We start from the raw sequence: 26,264 nt of genomic DNA, 5'->3' as shown, positions 1-26,264 counted from the left end.
ATCGGTGACTTCCCGGCCGACCGTGGCTGGGATGCGGCCGCCGCCTACGACCCGGATCCCGACCGGCCCGGCCACACCTACGTGCGCTCCGGCGGTTTCCTGCCCGACGCGGGCGGATTCGACGCCGCCTTCTTCGGCGTCTCACCGCGCGAGGCCGTGGCCACCGACCCGCAGCAGCGGCTGCTGCTGGAGGTCGCCTGGGAGGCCGTGGAACGAGCGGGCATCGACCCGCGTTCGCTGGCGGGCACCGCGACCGGGGTGTTCATCGGCGTGGAGGACCACGAGTACGGGCCCCGCCTGGTCGACGCGGCCGACGGCGCCGAGGGCTACCTGATCACCGGCAACGCGGCCAGCGTCGCCTCCGGCCGGATCGCCTACACCCTCGGCCTGCACGGCCCGGCACTGACCGTGGACACCGCCTGCTCCGGCTCCCTGGTCGCCCTGCACCTGGCCGCCCGCTCGCTGGCCAGGGGCGAATGCGAACTGGCCCTGGCCGGCGGCGCCGCGGTGATGGCCACTCTTGGCGGATTCCTGGCCTTCAGCCGTCAGCGCGGACTGTCCCCGGACGGCCGCTGCAAGGCATTCGCCGAGGGCGCCGACGGCACCGCCTGGGGCGAGGGCGTCGGCATCGTGGTGCTGGAACGCCTCTCCGACGCCCGCAGGCACGGCCACCACGTGCTGGCCGTGCTCAAGGGCTCGGCGATCAACTCCGACGGCGCCACCAACGGCCTCACCGCACCCAGCGGCCGCGCCCAGCAGCGGGTGATCCGCGCCGCACTGGCCGCCGCCGGACTCGAACCGTCCGATGTGGACGCGGTGGAGGCGCACGGCACCGGCACCCCGCTGGGCGACCTGGTCGAGGCGCAGGCACTGATCGCCGCCTACGGGCAGGACCGGGACGAACCGCTGTGGCTGGGCTCGCTGAAGTCCAACACCGGCCACACCCAGGCTGCCGCCGGGGTCGCCGGGGTGATCAAGATGGTGCTGGCCCTGCGGCACGGCGTGCTGCCCCGCACCCTGCACGCGGACACGCCGTCGAGCCGGATCGACTGGGCGGCCGGATCGGTGCGGCTGCTGAACTCCGCGCGTGCCTGGGACACCGACCGTCCGCGCCGGGCCGGGGTGTCCGCGTTCGGGTTCAGCGGCACCAACGCGCATCTGATCCTGGAGCAGGCGCCGGAGCAGCCGGAGATCATTAGTTCGCCCTCGGTGCTCGCGGCGGGTTCAGGGACCGGGCTGCTGTTCCCTGGAACCGGGTTCGACCTGGTTGATTCCGGTCTGTACCAACGGTATCCGGCGTTCGCCAGGGAGCTGGACCGGGTGCGGGCCGAGCTTGAGGTGTACGCCTCGCGTCCGCTCGGGCCGGTGCTGCTGGGCGAGATCGAGGATACCGAGTGCGTCGCGCCGGTGGCGTTCGCGCTGGAGGCGGCGCTGCTGGCGTTGCTGCGGGCACAGGGGATCGCGCCGGATCTGGTTGCCGGAGCCGGGGTTGGCCGGGTGACCGCCGCGTATGCCGCGGGGTCGCTGTCGCTGAGCGATGCCGCCGCACTGGCGGTGGCGCTGGGCCGGGACCTCACGGCTGAGGACCGGCGGTGGGCCGTTGAGGTGCTGCGGTTCCGGTCGGCGGGTGTGCCCGTTGTCGGGGTGGCCGACCTGGCGATCGAGGGTGACGCGGACGCGGCGGCGTTGCGGGCCGCTGGGGCGGTCACTGTGCTGGAGGTCGGACCCGCTGCGGTGGGGCGGGTGGTGCCGTGGGTGCTGTCGGCCGGTACGCCGACCGCGTTGCGTGCCCAGGCCGCTCAGTTGGCCGAGGTGGGTGGCGATCCGGCGGTGGTGGCGCGGTCGCTGGCCGGTACTCGGGCGGCGCTGGAGCACCGGGCGATCGTGGTTGGGACGGAACGGGACGAGCTGATCGCCGGGTTGCGGGCGATTGCCGCTGACGAGCCAGCGCCACAGGTGGTGCTTGGGCGCGCAGGGGATGCCGGGGCCGTTGTGTTCGCCTTCCCCGGGCAGGGCGGGCAGTGGGTGGGCATGGCCCGCGAGCTGCTGGACAGCTCCTCGGTGTTCGCCGCCGCGATGGGTGAGTGCGCGGCCGCGCTGTCGTCCTTTGTGGACTGGGACCTGCGGGATGTGCTGGGGGATGAGGATTCCCTGGCGCGCGTTGACGTGGTGCAGCCTGCCCTGTGGGCGGTGATGGTGTCGCTGGCCGAGCTGTGGCGGTCGATGGGGGTTGAACCGGCCGCGGTGGTCGGGCATTCGCAGGGGGAGATCGCGGCGTTCTGCGTCGCGGGTGGACTGTCCCTTGTGGACGGTGCTCGGGTGGTCGCGTTGCGGAGCAAGGCGATCGCGGACACCCTGGCCGGGCTTGGTGGAATGGCCGCGGTCGCGCTGTCCGCTGAGCGGGTTGGCGAGCTGATCGATGACCGGCTGTCGGTGGCCGCGGTGAACGGGCCGTCGTCGGTAGTGGTCTCGGGTGAGGTCGCGGCGCTGGAAGAACTCGTCGCGCGGTGTGTGGCCGATGAGGTACGGGCGCGGATCCTCCCCGTGGACTACGCCTCGCATTCGGCGCAGGTGGAACGGATCGCCGAGCGGCTGCTGGTTGAGCTGGCGCCGGTGCTGCCGCGGTCGGCCGAGGTGCTGGTGTACTCCTCGGTGACGGGGGAGGCGTTCGACACCGCCGGGGCCGATGCCGCGTACTGGGTGCGCAACCTGCGCGAGACCGTGTTGTTCGAGCGGGCCGCGCGGGCCGCGGCGGCGGACGGGCACGGGACCTGGGTCGAGGTTGGTCCGCACCCGGTGCTGGCAGGGGCGCTGCGGGAGTCGCTCGGCGATGACGCGGTGATCACCGGCACGCTGCGCCGGGACGAGGGTGGGCCCAGCCGGGTGCTGCTGTCGCTGGCGGAGTTGTTCGCGGCGGGGGTTCCGGTGTCCTGGACCGCAGTCGTTGGCGCCGGGGACTGGGTGGAGCTGCCGACCTATCCCTTTGAGCACGAACACTTCTGGCTCGCCGACGCGCCGCGGGTCGCGGTCGGGGACGCGGTGTCGGACCTGCGTTACCGGGAGGTTTGGCGGCCGCTGAACCTCGGGCCCGCGCACCCCGGGCCGTGGCTGGTGCTGGGCGCGGGGTCGGACGCGAGTGCACTGGCCGCCGCGCTTGGTGCGGGCACCGTGGTGGCCGATGCCGTGCCGGAGGGTGAGTTCGCCGGGGTGCTGGCTCTGCAGGCCGACCCGGTCGCGTTGCTGCGCACGCCGTTGCCCGCGCCGCTGTGGATGGCGACCCGGGGTGCGGTGGCGGTTGACGGCGAGGACGTCGATCCCGCACAGGCGAGAGTGTGGGGTCTGGGCCGGGTCGCGGCACTGGAGCACCCCGCGGCCTGGGGTGGTCTGGTTGACCTGCCCGAGGTGCTGGACCCCCAGACCGCACAATCGCTTGCCTCGGTGCTGGATGGTGCCGAAGACCAGATCGCGGTACGGGCCAACGGGGTGTTCGGCCGTCGGCTGGTACGGGCTGCCGAGGTTCCGGCCGGGCGGTGGCGGGCCAGGGGCACGGTGCTGATCACCGGGGGCGGCGGCGGGCTGGGGCGGCAGGTGGCGCACTGGGCCCTGGAGCGGGGCGCGGAGCACGTGCTGCTGCTGAGCCGGACCGCGGCCGATCTGACCGGGTTCGCCGGACTGCCGGTGACGGCGGTGGCCTGCGATGTCGCCGACCAGGACGCCGTGGCCGCCGCCATGTCCACAGTGGACACTCCGGTCACCGCGGTGCTGCACCTGTCCGGTGTGCGGCAGGAGCCGGTCGGGATCGCCGAGGTCACCGAGGAGCAGCTGGCCGCTGAGTGGCGGCCCAAGGTCATTGGCGCGCAGGTGCTGGACACCCTCACCCGGGACCTCGACCTGGACGCGTTTGTGCTGTTCACCTCGGGCACGGGTGCCTGGGGCGCGGCGGGACAGGCCGGATGCGCCGCCGCGGATGCCAGCCTGGACGCACTCGCCGCCCGCCGCCGCGCGGGTGGCCGCGTTGCCACCGCGATGGCCTGGGGCGCCTGGGCCGGTGCGGGCATGACCGGGGAAATCCCTGGCCGGGCCGAGCAGCTGCGCCGGGCCGGGGTGCCGCCGATCGCACCGCACCGGGCCTTGGCCGCACTGGACGCCGCGCTGCTGGCCGGGGACACCGCCGTGGTGGTCGCCGACGTCGACTGGGGCCGGTTCCTGCCCGCCTTCACCGCGGCCAGGCCGAGTCCGCTGCTGAGCGAGCTGGCCGAGCCGACTCCTGTTGCCGAGAACGGGTTCGCCGCCCGCTACACCGCCCTGCCCGCCGCCGAACGACCCCGCTTCCTGCGCGAACTGGTCAGTGGACACGCCGCCGCCGCACTCGGTCACACCGCCGCCGACCGGGTCGACCCCGGTCGCGCCCTGCACGCCCAGGGCTTCGACTCGCTGACCTCGGTGGAACTGCGCAACCGCCTGGTCGCCGCCACCGGCCTGACCCTGCCCGCCACCCTGGTCTTCGACCACCCGACCACCACCGCACTGGCCGCGCACCTGGCCGAACTGCTCGGCGACGCCGGACCCGTCAGCACCGACACCCGGGTCGCGGTGGCCGGGGACGACCCGATCGCCATCGTCGGCATGGCCTGCCGCCTGCCCGGCGGGGTGGACGATCCCGACGCACTGTGGCGGCTGGTCGCCGAGGGTGGCGACGCCGTGACCGGTTTCCCGACCGATCGCGGCTGGGAGGTGGACGCGCTGGCCGCCGCCGGGGGTGTGGTGGACGGTGGATTCCTGGACGGCGCGGGTGATTTCGACGCCGGGTTCTTCGGTATCTCCCCGCGCGAGGCACTGGCCACCGACCCGCAGCAGCGACTGTTCCTGGAAGCCTCCTGGTCCGCGCTGGAGCACGCCGGGATCGACCCGGAATCCCTTGCCGGAGCGGCGGTCGGCGTGTTCGCGGGCGCGATCCCGTCCGGGTACGCCGAACTCGTCACCCGCGCCTACCCCGAGCTGGCCGGGCACCTGGTCACCGGCGGCGCGCAGAGCGTGCTGTCCGGCCGGGTCGCCTACGTGCTCGGCCTGCAGGGACCCGCGCTCACCATCGACACCGCGTGCTCCTCCTCGCTGGTGGCCCTGCACCTGGCCGTGCAGGCGGTGCGCTCGGGTGAGTGCTCGATGGCGCTGGCCGGTGGCGTCACCGTGATGGCCAGCACCGAACCCTTCGTCGGCTTCACCCAGCAGGGCGGGCTGTCCCCGGACGGGCGGTGCAAGGCATTCGCCGAGTCCGCGGACGGCACGGGGTGGTCCGAGGGCGTTGGCGTGCTTGTGGTGCAACGACTTTCCGACGCCGTGCGGGAGGGCCGCGAGGTCCTGGCGGTGGTGCGCGGCACCGCGGTGAACCAGGACGGCGCGTCCAACGGGCTCACCGCACCCAGCGGACCGGCCCAGCAGAAGGTGATCCGCGCCGCGCTGGCCGTCGCCGGACTCGCACCGTCCGAAGTGGACGTGGTCGAGGCGCACGGCACCGGCACGGTGCTCGGCGACCCGATCGAGGCGCACGCGCTGATGGCCACCTACGGCGCCAACCGGACCGAACCGCTGCTGCTCGGCTCACTCAAGTCCAACCTCGGGCACACCCAGGCGGCAGCTGGGGTCTCCGGGGTGATCAAGATGGTGCAGGCGCTACGGCACGGCATCGCGCCGCGAACCCTGCACGTCGCCAAACCATCGTCCACAGTGGACTGGTCGGCGGGTGCGGTGGAACTGCTCACCGAGTCCCGCGCCTGGCCGGAGACCGGTCGCCCGCGCCGGGCGGCGGTGTCCTCCTTCGGTGTCTCCGGCACCAACGCGCACGTGATCATCGAGGCCGCCGCCGCACTGCCCGGGCGAGCGCCGGAACCCGGCCCGGTGGCCTGGCTGCTCTCCGGCCGCACCCCGGAGGCGGTGCACGCACAGGCCGCGCGGCTGCTGGACGCCCCCGGCGACCTCCGGGACATCGGCTGGACCCTGGCCGGGCGCACCCGGTTCGAGCACCGCGCCGCGGTGGTCGGCGCGGACCGGGACGAGCTGCTGGCCGGGCTGCGTGCGGTGGCCGCGGGGGAAGCGCCGTTGCGTGGCCGGGCCGGGGCGCCCGGAGTGGCGTTGCTGTTCAGTGGTCAGGGATCGCAGCGGCTGGGCATGGGCATGGCGCTGTACGAGACCTCGCCGGTGTTCGCGGCGGCCTTCGACGCGGTGACCGCTGAGCTGGATCCCGGGCTGCGCGTGGTCATGTGGGGCGAGGACGCGGAGCTGTTGGCGCGCACGGGGTGGGCCCAGCTCGCGTTGTTCGCGGTGGAGGTCGCGGCGTTCCGGTTGCTGGAGTCCTGGGGCGTCCGGCCGGAGTTCCTGGTCGGGCACTCGGTGGGCGAGGTGGCCGCCGCGCACGTCGCCGGGGTGCTGTCGCTGTCTGATGCCGCCGCGCTGGTGTCGGCGCGGGCCCGGTTGATGCAGGCCCTGCCCACGGGTGGCGCGATGATCGCGATCGAGGCGAGTGAGGACGAGGTCGCGGGGCACCTGTCCGAGACGGTGTCACTGGCCGCAGTCAACGCGCCGGGCTCGGTGGTGCTGTCCGGGGTCGAGGCGGAGGTGCTGGCCGTGGCCGAGCACTTCGCCGATCGGCGGCGGACCAGGTTGAAGGTCTCGCACGCCTTCCACTCCGCGTTGATGGAACCCATGCTCGCCGAGTTCGAGCAGGTGCTGGCCGGACTGGACTTCCGGCCGCCGACCATCCCACTTGTGTCCACTGTGGACGGTGATCCGGCCACGCCCGGCTACTGGGTGCGGCAGGTGCGTGCGCCGGTCCGGTTCGCCGAGGCCGTGCGCCGGGTGGCGGAGCGGGGTATTGGCGCGCTGGTCGAGGTCGGCCCCGGCACGGCACTGGCCGCCGCTGCCCGGCGTGGCAGCGACCTGATCGCGGTGCCGTTGCACGGTGACGACACCCCGGTGGCCACCGCCGCCCGCCTGTTCACCCACGGCGTCGAGCTGGACTGGACCTCGTTCTTCCCGGGTGCGCGCCGGATCGGGCTGCCCACCTACCCGTTCGAGCGCACCCGGTACTGGCCCGCCGGCGCCGGTGCGGGCGATGTCACCGGCGCGGGTCTGACCGCCGCCGGGCATCCGCTGCTGGGTGCTGTGGTGAGCACCCCCGGCACGGGTGGCGTGCTGTTCACCGGCCGGTTGTCCGCGCGTACCCAGCCGTGGTTGCCGGACCTGGTTGTGCCCGGCCACACCGTGTTCCCGGCTACGGGGCTGCTCGAACTGGCCGTGCGCGCGGGTGACGCGGTGGGCTGCGACCGCCTCGCCGAACTGGTCGTGGAGGCGCCGCTGGTGCTGGCCGAGCGTGGCTGCCGGATCCAGGTCGCCCTCACCCCGGCCGGTGCGGACTGGGCGGTCGCCATCCACGCCTGCCCCGAGGGCGCCGAGGACTGGACCCGGCACGCCACCGGCCTGCTGACCACCGGCGCCACCCGCGCCGAGACCTGGCAGCACGGTGAGCTGCCCTGGACCGAGGTGGAGATCGCCGAACCTGGCGCGTTCGGCATCCACCCCGCCTTGCTGCACAACGCCTTGCTGCCCGTGCTGGCGGACGACCGGCAGCCCGCCGAGTTCCGTGAGGTGGTGCTGCACGCCACCGGCGCGGCCCGGACCCGGGTGCGGCTGACCGAGACGGGACCGGACACCTTCGCGGTCGAGATCGCCGATGGCGCGGGCGTGCCCGTGCTGTCCATCGGCGAGGTGATCACCCGGCCGATGACCGGGCTCGCCGTCGCCGACGACACCGCCGTGCTGGTCCCGGAATGGGTTGCGGCAACACCGGTCCAGGCAGAACCGGCCGATGCCGTGGTCCTGACCGTGCCGTCCACCCCGGTGCCCTCGCCCGCGGCCGTGCACGAGATCACCGCCGCCCTGCTGGACCGGCTCCAGCGCGAGCTGACCGGGACGGCGCACCTGGTCGTGGTCACCGAAGGCGCGATCAGCACCGGAGCCGGGGAGCCCGCGTCGGACCTGCCCGCGGCCGCGGTGTGGGGCCTGGTGCGGTCCGCGCAGACGGAAAACCCGGGCAGGATCACCCTGGTCGACCTCGCCCCTGGCAGCGGATCCGCCGGACTCACACAGGCCATCGCACTGGGCGAACCCCAGGTCGCGGTGCGCGGCGATCTCCTGCTGACCCCGCGGCTGGTCCGCCGTCAGCCCGAGCCCGCCGCCTTCCCCGCCGTCGACGGCACCGTGTTGATCACCGGCGGCACCGGCGGACTCGGCGCGCAGGTGGCCCGCCACCTGGTCACCACGCACGGGGTGCGGGATCTGCTGCTGCTCAGTCGTCGTGGTGGTGGCGCGGACCTGGTCGCCGAACTGGCCGGACTCGGCGCCACCGCGACCGTACTGGCCTGCGACGTCTCCGACCGGGACGCCCTCGCCGCCGTGCTGGCCGACCACCCGGTCGGCGGGGTGGTGCACACCGCGGGTGTGGTGGACGACGGTGTGGTGGACGCGCTGACCACCGATCGGTTGGCGGGTGTGCTCAGGCCGAAGGTGGACGCCACCTGGCACCTGCACGAACTGGTCGGCGATGTGCCACTGTTCGCGCTGTTCTCCTCGCTGGCCGGGGTGTTCGGCGGGGCCGGGCAGGGCAACTACGCCGCGGCCAACGCTTTCGTCGACGCCTTCGCCCAGTGGCGCCAGGCCAACGGCCAGCACGCGGTGGCGCTGGCCTGGGGTTCCTGGTCAGCCGAGGCCGGGCTCACCTCGCGGCTGTCCGAGCTGGACCTGCGGCGGATGAACGGATCCGGACTGCCGCCGCTGGCCGTCGAGCAGGGTCTGGCCCTGTTCGACCGGGTGGTCGGCGCGGGCGAGCCGGTGCTGGGCCTGACCCGGCTGGACCGGGAGGCGTTGCGGCGTCAGCGGGAACTGCCGGTGGTGCTGCGCGCGCTGGCCGGGCGGACCACCCGCCGGGCCGCCGGGGACGGGCCGGACGGTTTCGCCGAGCGCTACGCCGTTCTGCCCACTGCCGAACGGATTCCGTTCCTGCGGGCGCTGATCACCGGGCGGGTCGCGGCCGTGCTCGGCCACGGCTCACCGGCCGATGCCGATCGCGCGTTCAAGGACCTGGGCTTCGACTCGCTGACCGCGGTCGAACTGCGCAACGAACTCGCCGCGGCCACCGGCCTGGCCCTGCCGCCAACGCTGGTGTTCGACCACCCCACGGCCACCGTGCTGGCCGGACACCTGGCCGAACTGCTCGACTCCGCACCCCGGCCGGTCACCGCGACCGTCTCCGGCGCGGCGACCGATGAGCAGATCGCCATCGTGGGCCTGGGTTGCCGGTTCCCCGGCGCGGATTCCCCCGACGAGCTGTGGGACCTGGTCGCCGCCGGGCGAGACGTGATCACCGGGTTCCCGGCCGATCGCGGCTGGGATCTGGACGCCGGTGCCTCGGTGACCGCGCAGGGCGGATTCCTTGGCGGGGTGGGCGATTTCGACGCGGAGTTCTTCGGGATCTCACCGCGGGAAGCCCTGGCCACTGATCCACAGCAGCGGTTGTTGCTGGAGACCTCCTGGGAGGCACTGGAGCACGCCGGGATCGACCCGTTGTCGTTGGCGGGCAGTCCGGTCGGCGTGTTCGTGGGGGCCTTCGACTCCGGCTACGGACAGGTCGCGGGCCGCTCGGACACGGACGCCGCCGGGCACCTGATGACCGGTGGCGCGACGAGTGTGGCCTCCGGGCGCATTGCCTACTCACTCGGCCTGCAGGGGCCCGCGATCACCGTGGACACGGCCTGCTCCTCCTCGCTGGTGGCCTTGCACCTGGCCGTGCAGGCGTTGCGGGCCGGGGAGTGTTCGATGGCGCTGGCCGGTGGTGCCACGGTGATGGCCACGCCGGAGACGTTCGTCGGGTTCACCCAGCAGGGCGGGCTGGCGCCGGACGGGCGGTGCAAGGCGTTCGCGGACGGCGCGGATGGCACCGGCTGGTCCGAGGGTGTCGGTGTGCTTGTGGTGCAACGGCTTTCGGATGCGGTGCGCGAGGGGCGCCGGGTGCTCGCGGTGGTGCGGGGCAGTGCGGTGAACCAGGATGGCGCGTCCAATGGGTTGACCGCGCCTAATGGTCCGGCGCAGCAGCGGGTGATCCGGGCCGCGCTGGCCGGGGCGGGCCTGCGACCGTCCGAAGTGGACCTGGTGGAGGCGCACGGCACCGGCACGGTGCTGGGTGATCCCATTGAGGCGCAGGCACTGCTGGCCACCTACGGGCAGGACCGGGAACGGCCGCTCTACCTGGGTTCGCTGAAGTCCAACCTCGGGCACACCCAGGCCGCCGCCGGGGTGGCCGGGATCATCAAGGTGGTGCAGGCCATGCGGCACGGGGTGCTGCCGCCGACGCTGCACGTGGACTCGCCGTCGTCGAAGGTGGAGTGGTCCGGCGGGGCGGTGGCGTTGCTGACCGAATCCGCGCCGTGGCCGTCGACCGGGCGGCCGCGCCGGGCCGGAGTGTCCTCCTTCGGGATGTCCGGGACCAACGCGCACGTCATCCTGGAAGCCCCCGAACCGGTGGCCGAGCGGGTGCCGGTTGAGCCCGCTGTTGTGCCGTGGGTGCTGTCCGGGCGTACGGCCGAGGCCGTGCGGGCCCAGGCTGAGCGGCTGCTCGGGACCGAGCTGAGCGATCCGGCGGCGGTGGGCCTGACCCTGGCCGGGCGGTCGGTGTTCGAGCACCGGGCCGTGGTGACCGGTGCGGATCGGGACGAGCTGGTGGCCGGGTTGCGGGCGCTGGCGGCGGGCACGCCCGTGCCGGAGGTCGTGCTGGGCGTGGCTGAAGTTGCCGCCGCGCCGGTGTTCGTCTTCCCAGGGCAGGGCAGTCAGTGGACCGGGATGGCCCTGGAACTCTGGGACAGCTCGCCGGTGTTCGCCGCCGCCATGGGGGAGTGTGCGACCGCACTGTCGTCCTTTGTGGACTGGCAGCTGCGGGATGTGCTGGGGGATGAGGATTCCCTGGCTCGGGTTGATGTGGTGCAGCCCGCGTTGTGGGCGGTGATGGTGTCGCTCGCGGCGGTGTGGCGGTCGATGGGGGTTGCGCCCGCGGCGGTCATCGGGCATTCACAGGGGGAGATCGCGGCGTTCTGCGTCGCGGGTGGATTGTCCCTTGTGGACGGTGCTCGGGTGGTCGCGTTGCGGAGCAAGGCGATCGCGGACACCCTGGCCGGGCTTGGCGGGATGGCCGCGGTCGCGCTGCCTGCCGAGCGGGTCGCGGAGTTGATTGACGAGCGGCTGTCGGTGGCCGCGGTGAACGGGCCTTCGTCGGTGGTGGTCTCGGGTGAGGTCGCCGCGCTGCACGAGCTGGTCGCGCGGTGTGTGGCTGACGGCGTGCGGGCGACGGTGCTGCCGGTGGACTACGCCTCGCACTCGGCGCAGGTGGAGTTGTTGCGGGCCAGGTTGCTGGCCGAGCTGGCGCCGATCGCGCCGCGGTCCTCGGGTGTGCCGGTGTACTCCGCGGTCACCGGGCAGATCATGGACACCGCCGAGGCCGACGCCGCCTACTGGGTGCTCAACCTGCGCGAGACCGTGCGCTTCGCCGAGGCCGTGCGGGCGGCGGCCACCGACGGGCACCTGGTCTTCGCCGAGATCAGCCCGCACCCGGTACTCGTGCCCGCGGTGCCGGAGATCGTGCCGGACGCCGTGGTGACCGGCACGCTGCGCCGGGACGAGGCCGGGCCGGCCCGGGTGCACGCCGGTGCCGCCCAGCTGTTCGTGCGAGGTGTGCCGGTGGACTGGGCGGGGCTGTTCGCCGGGGTCACGCCGGTTGATCTGCCGACCTACCCGTTCCAGCACGAGCGGTTCTGGCCGACGGCTTCCGGTCAGGGCGATGTCGCGGGCGCGGGCCTGGCCACCGCCGGACACCCGCTGCTGGCCGCGGTGGTGGAACTGCCCGGCGGCGGCGTGCTGCTCACCGGACGCCTGGTCGCCGGAGCGCATCCGTGGCTGGCCGGGCGGGCTGCCTTCCCGGAGGCCGGGCTGGTGGAACTCGCGCTGCGGGCGGCCACTGAAGTCGGCTGCGACCGGGTGGCCGAGCTGACCGTGCACACCCCGTTGTTGTTGCCCGCCAACGGAGGTGTGCGGCTGCGGGTGTCGGTCACGCCCGGCGAGGGTGGCTGGGAGCTGGCGATGCACGCCCGCCTCGACGGCGTCGCGGACTGGACCAGCCACGCAACCGGCGTCCTGGGCACCGGCGCGGTGTGGCCGGGGCCGGTGGACGGCCCGTGGACCGAGGTCGAGGTGCCCGAGGCCGATGGCTACGACCTGCACCCGGCCCTGCTGGCCACCGCGCTGGACACCGCGCCCGACGAGCTGGCCTGCGCCTTCACCGACGTGGCATTGTTCGCCACCGGCGCGACCCTGGTGCGCGCCGCCCGGTCCGGTGACCGGCTGCTGATCACCGACCACACGGGCGCGCCGGTGTTCGCCGCCACCGTGGCAACCCGGCCGCTGACCGATGCCGACCTGGCCGCCATCACCGACGCGACCCTGCTGGTGCCGCGCTGGTCCGAGACCCCGGTACCGGTCGCCGCGGCGGTCGAGCACACCGTGCTGGCCGTGCCGCACACCCCGGAACCCACCCCCGCCGCGGTGCACGAAGTGGTGACCGCGGTCCTGGCCGAATTGCAGAGCTGTCTTGCCCGCGAGAGCGCTCACTTGGTGGTGACCACCCGGGGCGCGGTCGCGGTCGGCGCGGAACCCGTGCTCGACCTGCCCGCGGCCGCGGTGTGGGGCCTGGTGCGCTCCGCCCAGACGGAGAACCCGGACAGGATCACCCTGCTCGACCTCGACGCCGACCTCGACCCCGGACTGGTCGCCGGTCTGCTCGCCCTGGGCGAATCCCAGGCCGCGGTGCGCGATGGCGTGGTGCACGTGCCCCGCCTGGTCCGCACCACTCCAGCCGATACCCCAGCCTCGCTGCCCGGCCCGGTCCTGATCACCGGTGGACTCGGCGGCCTGGGCGGACTGTTCGCCCGGCACCTGGTGCGGGCCCGCGGCGTGCGCGAACTGGTCCTGCTCGGCCGCCGCGGCGCGGACACCCCCGGCGCGACCGAACTCCTCGACGAGCTGACCGGCCTGGGCGCCGAGGTGACCGTGGCCGCCTGCGATGTCACCGACCGGGCCGCGCTGGCCGCGGTGTTCGCCGCGCACCCCGTGCGCACCGTCGTGCACACCGCGGGCGTGCTCGACGACGGCGTGATCGGCTCGCTCACCGCCGAGCGGGTGCACCGGGTGCTGGCGCCCAAGGTCGACGCGCTCTGGCACCTGCACGAACTCGCCGCCCCCGACACCGCGCTGGTGGTGTTCTCCTCGCTGGCCGGACTGCTCGGCGGCCCCGGCCAGGGCAACTACGCGGCAGGCAACACCTTCGCCGACACCCTGGTCCAGTGGCGGCGGGACCGCGGGCTGCCCGGGGTCTCGCTGGCCTGGGGCGCGTGGACCCCCGAGATCGGGCTCACCGGCACACTCACCGACGTCGACCTGCGCCGGATGGCTCGGGCCGGGATGCCGCTGCTCACCGTGGCCCAGGGACTTGACCTGTTCGACGCCGCCCTGGCCACCACCGAACCCGTACTCGGCCTGACCCGCCTGGACACCGCCGCCCTGCGCACCACCGACGACCTCCCACCGCTGCTGCGCACCCTCGCGGGTGTGCTGCACCGCCGGACCGCCGCGGGCCGCACCGGCGTCGGCGGGTTCGCCGAGGGCTGGACCGCGCTGCCCGCCGCCGAGCAGGTGCCCGCACTGCGGGAACTGGTGCGCGGGCACATCGCCGGGGTGCTGGGCCACCGCTCGCCCGGCCACATCGAGGATGAACGCGCGTTCAGGGCATTGGGCTTCGATTCGCTGACCGCGGTGGAACTGCGCAACGCCATCGCCACCGCCACCGGCCTGACCCTGCCGGCCACCCTGGTCTTCGACTACCCGACCGTGACCGCGCTGGCCGAGCACCTGGCGATCCGGCTCGGCGGCGGCAGCACCAGGGAACAAGCCCAGCCGGTCGCGGTGGTGGCCGAGGACCCGATCGTCATCGTCGGCATGGCCTGCCGCTTCCCCGGCGGGGTGGCCGGACCCGAGGACCTGTGGCGACTGCTGGCCGAGGGCCGGGACGCCATCGGCGGCTTCCCTGCCGACCGCGGCTGGGACCTGGCCGCACTGGCCGGCGGCGACTCGGCCACCGCCAGGGGCGGCTTCCTGCGCGGGGTCGCGGACTTCGACGCGGCGTTCTTCGGCATCTCCCCGCGCGAGGCCCTGGCCATGGACCCGCAGCAGCGCGTGCTGCTGGAAACCTCCTGGGAAGCCCTGGAGGACGCGGGCATCGACCCGGGCACGCTCTCCGGCAAGCCGGTCGGGGTGTTCGTCGGCGCGTTCCCGTCCGGGTACACCGAACTTGCCACCCGCGCCGACCCCGGCCTGGCCGGGCACCTGATCACCGGCGGCTCGCAGAGCGTGATCTCCGGCCGGGTCGCGTATTCCCTTGGCCTGCACGGCCCCGCGGTCACCGTGGACACGGCCTGCTCCTCCTCGCTGGTGGCCCTGCACCTCGCCGTACAGGCGTTGCGCGGCGGCGAGTGCACGATGGCGCTGGCCGGTGGCGTGACCGTGATCGCCACCCCGGACACCTTCGTCGGCTTCTCCCAGCAGGGTGGGCTCGCGCCGGACGGGCGGTGCAAGGCGTTCGCGGACGGCGCGGACGGCACCGGCTGGTCCGAGGGGGCCGGGGTGCTTGTGGTGCAACGGCTTTCCGACGCCGTGCGGGAGGGTCGCGAGATCCTGGCGGTGGTGCGGGGCAGCGCGGTCAACCAGGACGGCGCGTCCAACGGACTCACCGCGCCGAACGGTCCGGCGCAGCAGCGGGTGATCCAAGCCGCCCTGGCCGGTGCCGGGCTGCGACCGTCCGATGTGGACGTTGTCGAGGCACACGGCACCGGCACGGTGCTCGGCGATCCCATTGAGGCGCAGGCGTTGCTGGCGACCTACGGGCAGGACCGGGACACCCCGCTGCGACTGGGTTCGATCAAGTCCAACCTCGGCCACACCCAGGCCGCGGCCGGAGTCGCCGGGATCATCAAGCTGGTGCTGGCAATGCGGCACGAGGTGCTGCCGCCGACCCTGCACGTGGACCGGCCGTCCAGCAAGGTCGACTGGACCGAGGGCGCGATCGAACTGCTGACCGAGTCCACCCCGTGGCCTGGTGATCAACCGCGGCGCGCGGGAGTGTCCTCCTTCGGCGTGTCCGGGACCAACGCGCACGTCGTGCTGGAAGCACCTACCACTCGGTCGGAACCCGCGCACACACCGGTCACCGGGGCGCTGCCGTGGGTGCTCTCCGGCCGCACACCGGAGGCCGTGCGTGCCCAGGCCGCCCGGCTGCTCGACGCCGACCCCGGATCGCCCGCGGACGTGGCCTGGACCCTGGCCACCACGCGGGCCCGGTTCGACCACCGGGCCGTGGTGGTCGGCCGGGACCGGGGCGAGTTGCTGGCCGGGCTGCGCGCCATCGCCGCCGATCAGCCCGCGGCCACCGCGGTCCGGGGATACGCCAGGGACGGCGGGCCGGTCGCGGTGCTGTTCAGCGGGCAGGGGTCGCAGCGACTGGGCATGGGCAAGGCACTGTACGAGACCTCGCCGGTGTTCGCGGCGGCCTTCGACGCGGTGGCCGCCGAACTGGATCCCGGCCTGCGCGCGGTCATGTGGGGTTCGGACGCGGAAGCCTTGGCCCGCACCGGCTGGGCCCAACCCGCGTTGTTCGCGGTGGAAGTGGCGTTGTTCCGGCTCCTGGAATCCTGGGGTGTGCGGCCGGACTACCTGGTCGGGCACTCGATCGGCGAGCTGGCCGCCGCGCACGTCGCCGGGGTGCTCACCCTGGCCGACGCGGCACTCGTGGTCTCCGCGCGGGCCCGGCTGATGCAGGCGCTGCCCGAGGGCGGCGCCATGGTCGCGGTGGAAGCCCCCGAGGCCGAGGTCACCCCGTTCCTCACCGAGGGTGTGTCCCTGGCCGCGGTCAACACGCCCGGCTCGGTGGTGCTGTCCGGCGTCGAGGACGAGGTGCTCGCCCTGGCCGAGACCTTCGCACTGCTGGGCCACCGCACCAAGCAACTCACGGTGTCGCACGCCTTCCACTCGCCGCTGATGGAACCCATGCTCGCCGAGTTCGAGCGCATACTGTCCACAGTGGACTGGAAGTCGCCCGCGATCCCGATCGTCTCCACCCTGACCGGCGAACCCGCCGACCTGGCCGGACCGGACTACTGGGTGCGTCAGGTCCGGGGCACCGTCCGCTTCGCCGACGCCGTGGCCTGGCTGACCGGCCAGGGCGTGCGCACACTGGTCGAGGCCGGACCCGGCGGAGTGCTGTCCGGGATGGTCGCCGGGGTGCCGATGCTGCACGGCGCGGACGAGCCCGTGGCGGTGACACTGGCCGCGGCCCGGCTGTTCACCCTGGGCGTTCCCGTTGCCTGGCCGGAGTTCCTGCCCGCCGGACACCGGGTCGCGTTGCCGTCGTACGCCTTCCAACGGGACCGCTACTGGGTTGCAGTGCCCGCCAACGAATCCTGGCCCGAGGGCGACCTCGGCGAGCTGGCCGCCTCGCTCGGCGTGGCCGAGGACGTGCTCACCACCGCCCTGACCGCCTGGCGCGCCCGCGGCCGTGGCGACCAGGTGGTCGACGGCTGGTGCTACCGCGAGTCCTGGCGTGCCCTGGACACCCCTGCCGCGGCCGAATCCCCTTGCCTGGTCGTGGTTCCCGCCACGCACATCGAGGACCCGTGGGTGACCACCATCGTGTCCGCACTCGGTGCGCGCGTGCTGCCCGTGGCCGAACTCGACCGCGCCGACCTGGCCAAGCGCCTAGCCGAGCTGACCCCCGCCCGGATCGTGTCCCTGCTGGCCCTGCGGCCCACCGACGGCGTCGTCCCGGCCGGGGTACTGCCCACGGTCGTGCTGCTCCAGGCCCTCGGCGACGCCGACATCCAGGCCAGGGTGTGGGCGGTGACCAGGGGCGCGGTATCCGTCGGCGGACATGACCCGGTCGCCGACCCCGGCCAGGCCGGAATCTGGGGCGTGGCAAGGGTTGCCGCACTGGAACGGCCCGGCAGCTGGGGCGGTGTGGTCGACCTGCCCGCCGCACTCGACGGGCCCGCTGCCCGCCGTCTGGCCGCCGTGATCACCGCCGATTGGGCCGAGGACCAGGTGGCCGTGCGCGCCAGCGGGGTGCTCGGGCGCAGGCTGGTGCACGCGGGTGCTGGCAGCGGCCAGCCTTGGCGCACCTCGGGGACCGCGCTGGTCACCGGCGGCACCGGCGGGCTGGGCGCGTTCGTGGCCCGCTGGCTGGTCGAACGCGGCGCGGAACACGTGGTGCTGCTGAGCCGACGGGGCCTGGCCGCCGCGGGCGCCCGGAAGATCACCGAGGAGCTGACCGCGCTGGGGGCCAGGGTCACCGTGGCCGCCTGCGATGTCGGCGACCGGGACGTACTCGCCGCCGTGCTGGCGGAGATCCCGGACCTGCGGGTGGTCGTGCACGCGGCCGGGGTCAGCCACGGCGTGGTCGAACTGGACGAGGTCACCGCCGAGGGCGCCGCGGCCGAACTGGGCGCCAAGGTCGCCGGGGCCACCCACCTCGACGAGCTGACCAGGGGCATCGCCCTGGACGCGTTCGTGCTGTTCTCCTCCGGCGCCGCCGCCTGGGGCAGCGGCGGCCAGGCCGCCTACGCCGCGGGCAACGCCTACCTGGACGCCCTGGCCGCGCACCGGGTCGCCGCCGGACTGCCCGGCACCGCGGTGGCCTGGGGCAACTGGGCCGAGGCCGGGATGGCCGTCGACAACCCGGAACAGGGCGATTACCTGCGCAGGCTCGGTGTGCTGCCGATGCCGCCCGCGCAGGCGCTCACCGCACTCGACCGGGCCCTGCGCGCCGGGGAAGCCGGGCTGACCGTCACCGACATGGACTGGACCCGGTTCGCCCCGGCCTTCACCGTGTCCCGGCCCAGCCCACTCCTGGAAGACCTGCCCGAGGTGGCCGAAGCCCTGTCGAGCGGACCCGCCGCCGAGGGCTCCGACTTCGTCCGGCGCTGGACGGCCACCCCGGCCGGGGAACGGCCCCGGTTCCTGCGTGAGTTCCTACGTGGACACGTCCTCGCGGCACTCGGGCACGGCCCCGGCACCCGGATCGAACCCGGCCAGGCCTTCCGGGAACTGGGTTTCGACTCCCTCACCGCGGTCGAGCTGCGCAACCAGCTCGCCGCCGCCACCGGGCTCGCCCTGCCCGCGACGCTGGCCTTCGACTACCCGTCGATCAACGCACTGGCCGCGCACGTGGCCGCCGAGCTGGACCCGCCAGGGAGCGCGCAACCCGCTCCCGCCCGCGCGGCGCACGAGGACGACGAGGCCGAACTGCTGGCCGCGGACGTCGACGAACTGGTCCGGATCGCACTTGGTGGAGCGGAAAGCACATGAGCACTGCTGCGGACAACAAGGTCGTCGAGGCACTGCGCGCCGCGCTGCTGGAGAACAAGCGACTCCAGCGCAGCAACCAGCAGCTCCAGGAGGCCGCCGCCGAACCGGTGGCGATCATCGGCATGGCCTGCCGGCTGCCCGGCGGGGTGCGTGACGCCGACGGCCTGTGGGACCTGGTCGCCGCGGGCCGGGACGCGATCACCGGGTTCCCGGCCGACCGCGGCTGGGACCTGGACGCCCTGTCCTCGGCCACCACCCGCGGCGGATTCCTCGACGACGCCGGCGGTTTCGACGCCGCGTTCTTCGGCATCTCACCCCGGGAAGCCGTGGCCATGGACCCGCAGCAGCGGCTGCTGCTGGAAACCGCCTGGCAGGCACTGGAACACGCCGGGATCAACCCGTCCGCACTGGCCGGGGAACCGGTCGGGGTGTTCGCGGGCGCCTCGCCCAACGGGTACGTGGAGATCGCCGACCGGCTCGGCGCGGACGTGGCCGGACACCTGATCACCGGCGGCTCGCAGAGCGTGATCTCCGGCCGGGTCGCCTACGCGCTCGGCCTGCAGGGCCCGGCGCTGACGGTGGACACGGCCTGCTCGTCCTCGCTGGTCGCACTGCACCTTGCGGCCAAATCGCTGCGTGACGGCGAGTGCTCGATGGCCCTGGTCGGCGGGGTCGCGGTGATGGCCACCGCGGACACCTTCGTCGGCTTCACCCAGCAGGGCGGGCTCGCGCCGGACGGTCGCTGCAAGGCATTCGCCGATGGCGCGGACGGCACCGGGTGGTCCGAGGGCTCCGGTGTTCTTGTGGTGCAACGGCTTTCGGATGCCGTGCGCGAAGGCCGTCGGGTGCTGGCGGTGGTGCGGGGTAGTGCGGTCAATCAGGACGGCGCGTCCAATGGGTTGACCGCGCCGAATGGTCCGGCGCAGCAGCGGGTGATCCGGTCCGCGCTGGCCGCCGCCGGATTGGCACCGTCCGATGTGGACGCTGTTGAGGGCCATGGGACCGGGACCGTGCTCGGCGATCCGATTGAGGCGCAGGCACTCCTGGCCGCCTACGGGCAGGATCGCACCGAGCCGCTGTGGCTGGGGTCGTTGAAGTCCAACCTCGGGCACGCCCAGGCAGCGGCCGGGGTGGCTGGGGTGATCAAGGTGGTGCAGGCACTGCGACACGGGGTGCTGCCCGCGACCCTGCACGTGGATTCGCCATCCGCCAAGGTCGACTGGAACCGGGGCGCCGTCCGGCTGCTCACCGAATCCCGGCCGTGGCCCGCGGTGGACCGGCCGCGCCGGGCCGGGATCTCCTCCTTCGGCGTGTCCGGGACCAACGCGCACGTCATCCTGGAATCGGTCGAACCGGTCGCCGCGCCCGAGTCCGCACCCGAGACCGTGCCGTGGGTGCTGTCCGGCCACACCGCCAACTCCGTGCGCGAGCAGGCCGCCCAGCTGCTGGACCGGGTGCCGGGGCTGAACCCGGTTGATGTGGCCTGGACCCTGGACAACGCCCGCGCCCGCTTCGACCACCGCGCTGTTGTCGTTGGGGCCACTGAGGCTGAACTGGTTACCGGACTGCGTGCGGTGGCGGCGGGGGAACCCGCGGCGAACGTGGTCACCGGGTCCGAGCCGGTCGACTCCGGCGTGGTGTTCGTCTTCCCCGGTCAGGGTGCGCAGTGGACCGGGATGGCACTGGAACTCTGGGAATGCTCGCCCGTGTTCGCCACGGCCATGACCGAGTGTGCCGGCGCGCTTTCGTCCTTTGTGGACTGGGATCTGCGGGATGTGCTGGGGGATGAGGATTCCCTGGCTCGGGTTGATGTGGTGCAGCCCGCGTTGTGGGCGGTGATGGTCTCGCTCGCGGCGGTGTGGCGGGCGCAGGGTGTCGCGCCGGATGCGGTGGTCGGGCACTCGCAGGGGGAGATCGCGGCGTTCTGCGTTGCGGGTGGGCTGTCCCTTGTGGACGGTGCTCGGGTGGTCGCGTTGCGGAGCAAGGCGATCGCGGACACGCTGGCTGGTCTTGGTGGGATGGCGGCGGTTGCGCTGTCCGCTGAGCGGGTTGGCAAGTTGATCGATGACCGGCTGTCGGTGGCCGCGGTGAACGGGCCTTCGTCGGTGGTGGTTTCGGGTGAGGTCGCGGCGCTGGAAGAGCTGGTCGCGCGGTGTGTGGCGGATGAGGTTCGGGCGCGGATCCTGCCGGTGGACTACGCCTCGCATTCGGCGCAGGTGGAGCGGATCGCCGAGCGGCTGCGGACCGAGTTGGCGCCGGTGCGGCCGCGGTCCGCTGACCTGCCGGTGTACTCCTCGGTGACCGGTGCGGAGTTCGACACCGCACAGGCCGATGCCACCTACTGGGTGCGCAACCTGCGGGAGACCGTGCGATTCGCCGAGGCCGCGCAAGCCTTGGCCGACAACGGGTTCCGGGCGTGGGTGGAGATCAGTCCGCACCCGGTGCTCACCGCCGCGGTCGAGCAGACCGTGCCCGAGGCCGTCGTGGTCGGCACGCTCCGGCGGGACGAGGGCGGGCCACGGCGGATGCTGCTGTCGCTGGCCGAGTTGTTCGCCGCGGGCCTGCCCGTTTCCTGGCAGGTCAACGGAAGGCTCGTCGACCTGCCAGGGTATGCCTTCCAGCACGAGCGGTTCTGGCCGGACGCACCGGCCACCGGCGACGTCACCGGAGCCGGACTGGCCGCCGCCGACCACCCACTGCTCGGCGCGGTGCTCGCCCTGCCCGACTCCGGCGGGGTGCTGCTCACCGGCAGGCTGTCCCCGCGCACCCAGCCCTGGCTGGCCGACCACATCGTGCGCGGCGCGATCGTGTTCCCCGGCACCGGATTCGTCGAACTCGCGGTGCGCGCCGGCGACGCCGTGGGCGCTACCACCCTGGCCGAACTCGTCCTGGAAGCACCCCTGGTGCTGCCCGAACGCGGCTGCCCGGTGCAGGTCGCGCTCACCCCGCAGGGCGCGGACTGGGCGCTGACCGTGCACGCCTGCGGTGCCGGTGGCACCTGGACCCGGCACGCCACCGGCCTGCTCACCAGTCAGACCCCGGTTGTCCCGGCGGCGCTGGAGTCCTGGCCGCCCGCTGGTGCGAATCCCGTTGACCTCACCGGTTTCTACCCGGGCGACGGCGATATCGCTTATGGGCCTGCGTTCCAGGGCCTGACCAGGGTGTGGCGGCGGGCCGGGGAGGTGCTGGCCGAGGTCGAGGTGCCCGAGGCCGGTGCCTTCGGCGTGCACCCCGCGCTGCTCGACTCGGTACTGCACGCGGCCGCCTTCCTCGGCGACGATCGGGAAGAACGGCTGCCCTTCACCTTCACCGACCTGGCCCTGCACGCCACCGGAGCCACCCGGGTCCGGGTGCGGGTGACTCCGGACAGCGCGGACGGGGTGCGGGTCGAGGTCGCCGACCACACCGGCGCGCCCGTACTGAGCCTCCGCTCCCTGCGCACCCGCCCCTTGCCCGACGGCGATCTGCTCGCGACGGCCGACGACACCGCCGTCCTGGTGCCGCACTGGACCGACCTGGCCGAGGTCCCCGCCGCCACCGCCGACGGCTGGGTGGTCATCAGCCCCGCGGACGAACTGCCAGCCGAGGCACCCGGACACCTGATGTTGGCGGTCCCGCAGCACCCCGAGCAGACCGACCTGCCCGCCACCACCCTCGCCGTGACCACCGAGATCCTGGTCGCGGTGCAACGGATCCTGGCCGAGCCACGCCTGGACGACACCCGCCTGGTCGTGCTCACCCGCTCGGCGGTGACCACCGACGAGACCGACCCCCTGGTAGACCTGCCCGCCGCCGCGGTCTGGGGCCTGGTGCGCTCCGCCCAGGCCGAACACCCAGACCGGATCACCCTGGTAGACCTCGAAACCTACGTAGACCTCGACCTGCCCGCGATCGCCGCCGCCGTGGTCACCGGCGAACCCCAGCTCGCGGTCCGCGGCACCGTGGTGCGCGTGCCCCGCCTGGCCACCACCACCGAGACCGGCACGCTGCCACCCGTTGACGGCACCGTGCTCATCACCGGCGGCACCGGCGGGCTGGGCGGGCTCACCGCCCGGCACCTGGTCAGCCAGCACGGAATCCGCAGCCTGCTGCTGGTCAGCCGCCGCGGCCACGCCCCCGAACTGGCCGCCGAACTCACCGAGCTGGGCGCCGAGGTCACCGTGGCTGCCTGCGATGTCTCCGACCGGGACGACCTGGCCGCGCTGCTGGCCGAACACCCGGTCGGCGGCGTCGTGCACACCGCGGGCGTGCTCGACGACGGTGTGCTCGGCGCGCTCACCGCCGAACGACTCGCGGGTGTGCTCAAGCCGAAGGTCGACGCCACCTGGCACCTGCACGAACTCCTCGGCGACGTGCCGCTGTTCCTGGTCTACTCCTCGCTGTCCGGCCAGCTCGGCAGCCCCGGCCAGGCCAACTACGCGGCGGGCAACGTCTTCGCCGACGCCGTGATCACCCACCGCCGCCAGCTCGGCCTCGCCGGCACCTCCCTGGCCTGGGGCGCGTGGACGCCCGAGATCGGACTGACCGGAACACTGTCCGAAGTGGACCTGCGCAGGCTGCACGGCACCGGCATGCCGCCACTGTCGGTGGCCCAGGGACTGTCCCTGTTCGACCGGGCCTTCGGCGGCGAACCCGTGCTCGGCCTGACCCGCCTGGACCTGACCGGCCTGCGCGCCCAGGACGACCTCCCGGTGGTGCTGCGCGAGATCGTGCCGGCCGGGGTGCGCCGCCGGGTCGCCGGCGCGGACCGCGCGGACGCCGCGAGCTTCGCCGGGCGCTGGGCCGCGGTGCCCGTTCCGGAGCGTGCCGGGTTCTTGCGGGAGCTGGTGCGCGGGCACGTCGCCGCTGTGCTCGGCCACGGCGCACCCGAACAGGTCGAGGTCGGCCAGGCGTTCCGGGAACTGGGCTTCGACTCGCTGACCGCGGTCGAACTGCGCAACCGGGTCGCCGCGGTGACCGGCCTGCGCCTGCCCGCGACCCTGGTCTTCGACTACCCGAACGTCACCGCGCTGGCCGGACACCTGGCCGTGCTGCTGGGCGACGCCCCGGCCCCGGTGGCCGCCGTGCCGGTGCTGACCCCGGTGGCCGAGGACCCGATCGTCATCGTCGGCATGGGCTGCCGGTTCCCCGGCGAGATCGACGGCCCGGACGCGCTGTGGCGGCTGGTCGCCGAGGGCCGGGACACCGTCACCGGATTCCCGGCCGACCGCGGCTGGGACCTGGCCGAACTGACCGAGGTCTGCACCACCGACCGGGGCGGATTCCTCGGCGGGGTGGGCGAATTCGACGCCGCCTTCTTCGGGATCTCCCCGCGCGAGGCACTGGCCACCGACCCGCAGCAGCGGCTGCTGCTGGAGACCTCCTGGGAGGCACTGGAACACGCAGGGATCGACCCGTTGTCCCTGGCCGGCAGCCAGGTCGGCGTGTTCGTGGGCGCGTTCGAGTCCGGGTACACCCAGGTCGCGGTGCGCTCGGTGCAGGACTCGGCCGGGCACCTGGTCACCGGCGGCTCGCAGAGCGTGATCTCCGGCCGGGTGGCCTATTCCCTTGGCCTGCACGGGCCCGCGGTCACCGTGGACACGGCGTGCTCCTCCTCGCTGGTCGCGCTGCACTGGGCCGCGCAGGCGTTGCGGTCCGGTGAGTGCTCGATGGCCCTGGTCGGCGGCGTGACCGTGATGGCCACCCCGGACGCGTTCATCGGGTTCTCCGTGCAGGGTGGGCTGGCCGCGGACGGGCGGTGCAAGGCATTCGCGGATGGTGCGGACGGCACCGGCTGGTCCGAGGGTGCCGGTGTGCTGGTGGTGCAACGACTTTCCGACGCGGTGCGGGACGGCCGCCGGGTGCTGGCGGTGCTGCGATCCAGCGCGGTCAACCAGGACGGCGCCTCCAACGGACTCACCGCGCCCAACGGCCCGGCCCAGCAGCGGGTGATCCGGCAGGCACTGGGCGCGGCCGGACTGCGACCGTCCGATGTGGACGTCGTCGAGGCGCACGGCACCGGGACCGTGCTGGGTGATCCCATTGAGGCACAGGCACTGCTGGCCACCTACGGGCAGGACCGGGACACCCCGCTGCTGCTCGGCTCGCTGAAGTCCAACCTGGGTCACACCCAGGCCGCCGCCGGTGTGGCCGGGGTGATCAAGACGATCATGGCGCTGCGGCACGGAGTTGTGCCCGCGACCCTGCACGTGGACGCACCGTCCTCCCGGGTCGACTGGGCGGACGGCGACATCGTGCTGGCCACCGAGTCAACGCCGTGGCCGGAGAGCGGGCGTCCGCGCCGGGCCGGGGTGTCCTCCTTCGGGGTGTCCGGGACCAACGCGCACGTGATCCTGGAAGCACCCGTCGTGGCGGAGCCGGAACCCACGCCGTCCACCGGGGTGCTGCCCTGGGTGCTGTCCGGCCGCACACCCGAGGCGGTGGCCGCCCAAGCCGCCCGCCTGGCCGCGACCGAACACCACTCGATCGCCGACACCGCCTGGACCCTGGCCCACCGCGCCCGCTTCGACCACCGCGCCGTGGTCACCGGCGCGGACCAGGCCGAACTGGTGGCGGGCCTGCGGGCACTGGCCGCCGGACTGCCCGCGGCGCAGGTCGCCCAGGGCCGGGTGGCCACCGGGGGAGTGGCCGTGCTGTTCAGCGGCCAGGGGGCACAGCGACTGGGTATGGGCCAGGGGCTCTACGCCGCCTACCCGGTGTTCGCCGAGGCATTCGACGCGGTCACCGCCGAGCTGGACCCGCGGTTGCGGGATGTGCTCTGGGGCGAGGACCCCGCCGCGCTGGCCCAGACCGGCTGGGCGCAGCCCGGGTTGTTCGCGGTGGAAGTGGCGTTGTTCCGGCTCCTGGAGTCCTGGGGTGTGCGGCCGGATTACCTGCTGGGGCACTCGATTGGCGAGGTGGCCGCGGCACACGTGGCCGGGGTGCTCTCGCTGACCGACGCGTGCGCGCTGGTGTCCGCACGGGCCCGGCTGATGCAGGCGTTGCCGGAGGGCGGCGCGATGATCGCGGTGGAGGCGACTGAACAAGAGGTCGCCGGGCTGCTGTCCGACACGGTGTCGCTGGCCGCGGTCAACGGTCCGGACTCGGTGGTGCTCGCGGGCGCGGAGACCGAAGTGCTTGCCGCGGCAGCGAAATTCGCCGATCGGCGGACCTCGCGGCTGAAGGTCTCGCATGCCTTCCACTCGCCGCTGATGGAACCGATGCTGGCCGAGTTCCGGCAGGTCCTGGACGGACTGGACTGGCAGCCCGCGCGGCTCCCGATCGTGTCCAACCTGACCGGCGAACCCGCCGAGGTGTCCACTCCGGACTACTGGGTGCGGCAGGTGCGGGAGACCGTCCGGTTCGCCGATGGTGTTGCCTGGCTGGCGGATCAGGGCGTGCGCACCCTGGTCGAGGCCGGACCGGGCGGCACCCTGGCCGCGCTCGCCCAGCGTGCCGCGGAGGTGACCGCGGTGCCGCTGCTGGCGACGGCGGACGAGTCGCGGGCGGTCGTCTCGGGTGCGGGCGCGTTGCTCAGCCGGGGTGTGCCGGTCGACCTGAACACGTTGCTGCCCAACGGGCACGCGGTGGACCTGCCGACCTATGCCTTCCAGCGCCAGCGGTTCTGGCCCGACCCGGCCGCCACCGCCGGTGACGTCACCGCGGCCGGACTCACCGCCGTCACGCACCCGCTGCTGGCCGCCGCTGTCGCCCTGCCCGAGGGCGGGCTGCTGCTCACCGGCCGGATCAGCCTGGCCACCCAGCCCTGGCTGGCCGAGCAC

Annotated in this window: 2 protein-coding genes and 1 pseudogene (2 of these 3 only partly in view); all 3 read left to right on the top strand. The window is 73.8% G+C overall.

The features are described 5' to 3' along the window. A pseudogene (locus tag HNR67_RS45880) lies at positions 1–12,177 on the top strand (SDR family NAD(P)-dependent oxidoreductase); its annotated part reaches 438 nt to the left of the window's first position; the annotation flags it as partial. Beyond that, positions 12,178–18,504 carry a type I polyketide synthase gene (locus HNR67_RS46850; RefSeq protein ID WP_456064365.1) on the top strand — a complete coding sequence of 2,109 codons (6,327 nt, stop codon included), beginning with the start codon at positions 12,178–12,180 and terminating at the stop codon, positions 18,502–18,504. Then, on the top strand, positions 18,501–26,264 hold the start of the coding sequence (locus tag HNR67_RS43700; RefSeq protein ID WP_221490092.1) for a type I polyketide synthase. The gene runs 8,382 nt beyond the window's last position; 7,764 of the gene's 16,146 nt are visible here — the first part of the coding sequence; its start codon is at positions 18,501–18,503; its stop codon lies off the right edge, out of view. The genes HNR67_RS46850 and HNR67_RS43700 overlap by 4 nt, the downstream gene beginning before the upstream one ends.

Source organism: Crossiella cryophila (assembly GCF_014204915.1).
GTDB lineage: Bacteria > Actinomycetota > Actinomycetes > Mycobacteriales > Pseudonocardiaceae > Crossiella > Crossiella cryophila.
Note: the sequence above shows the minus strand (reverse complement) of the source record. Positions and strands in the feature narration are given on the sequence as shown.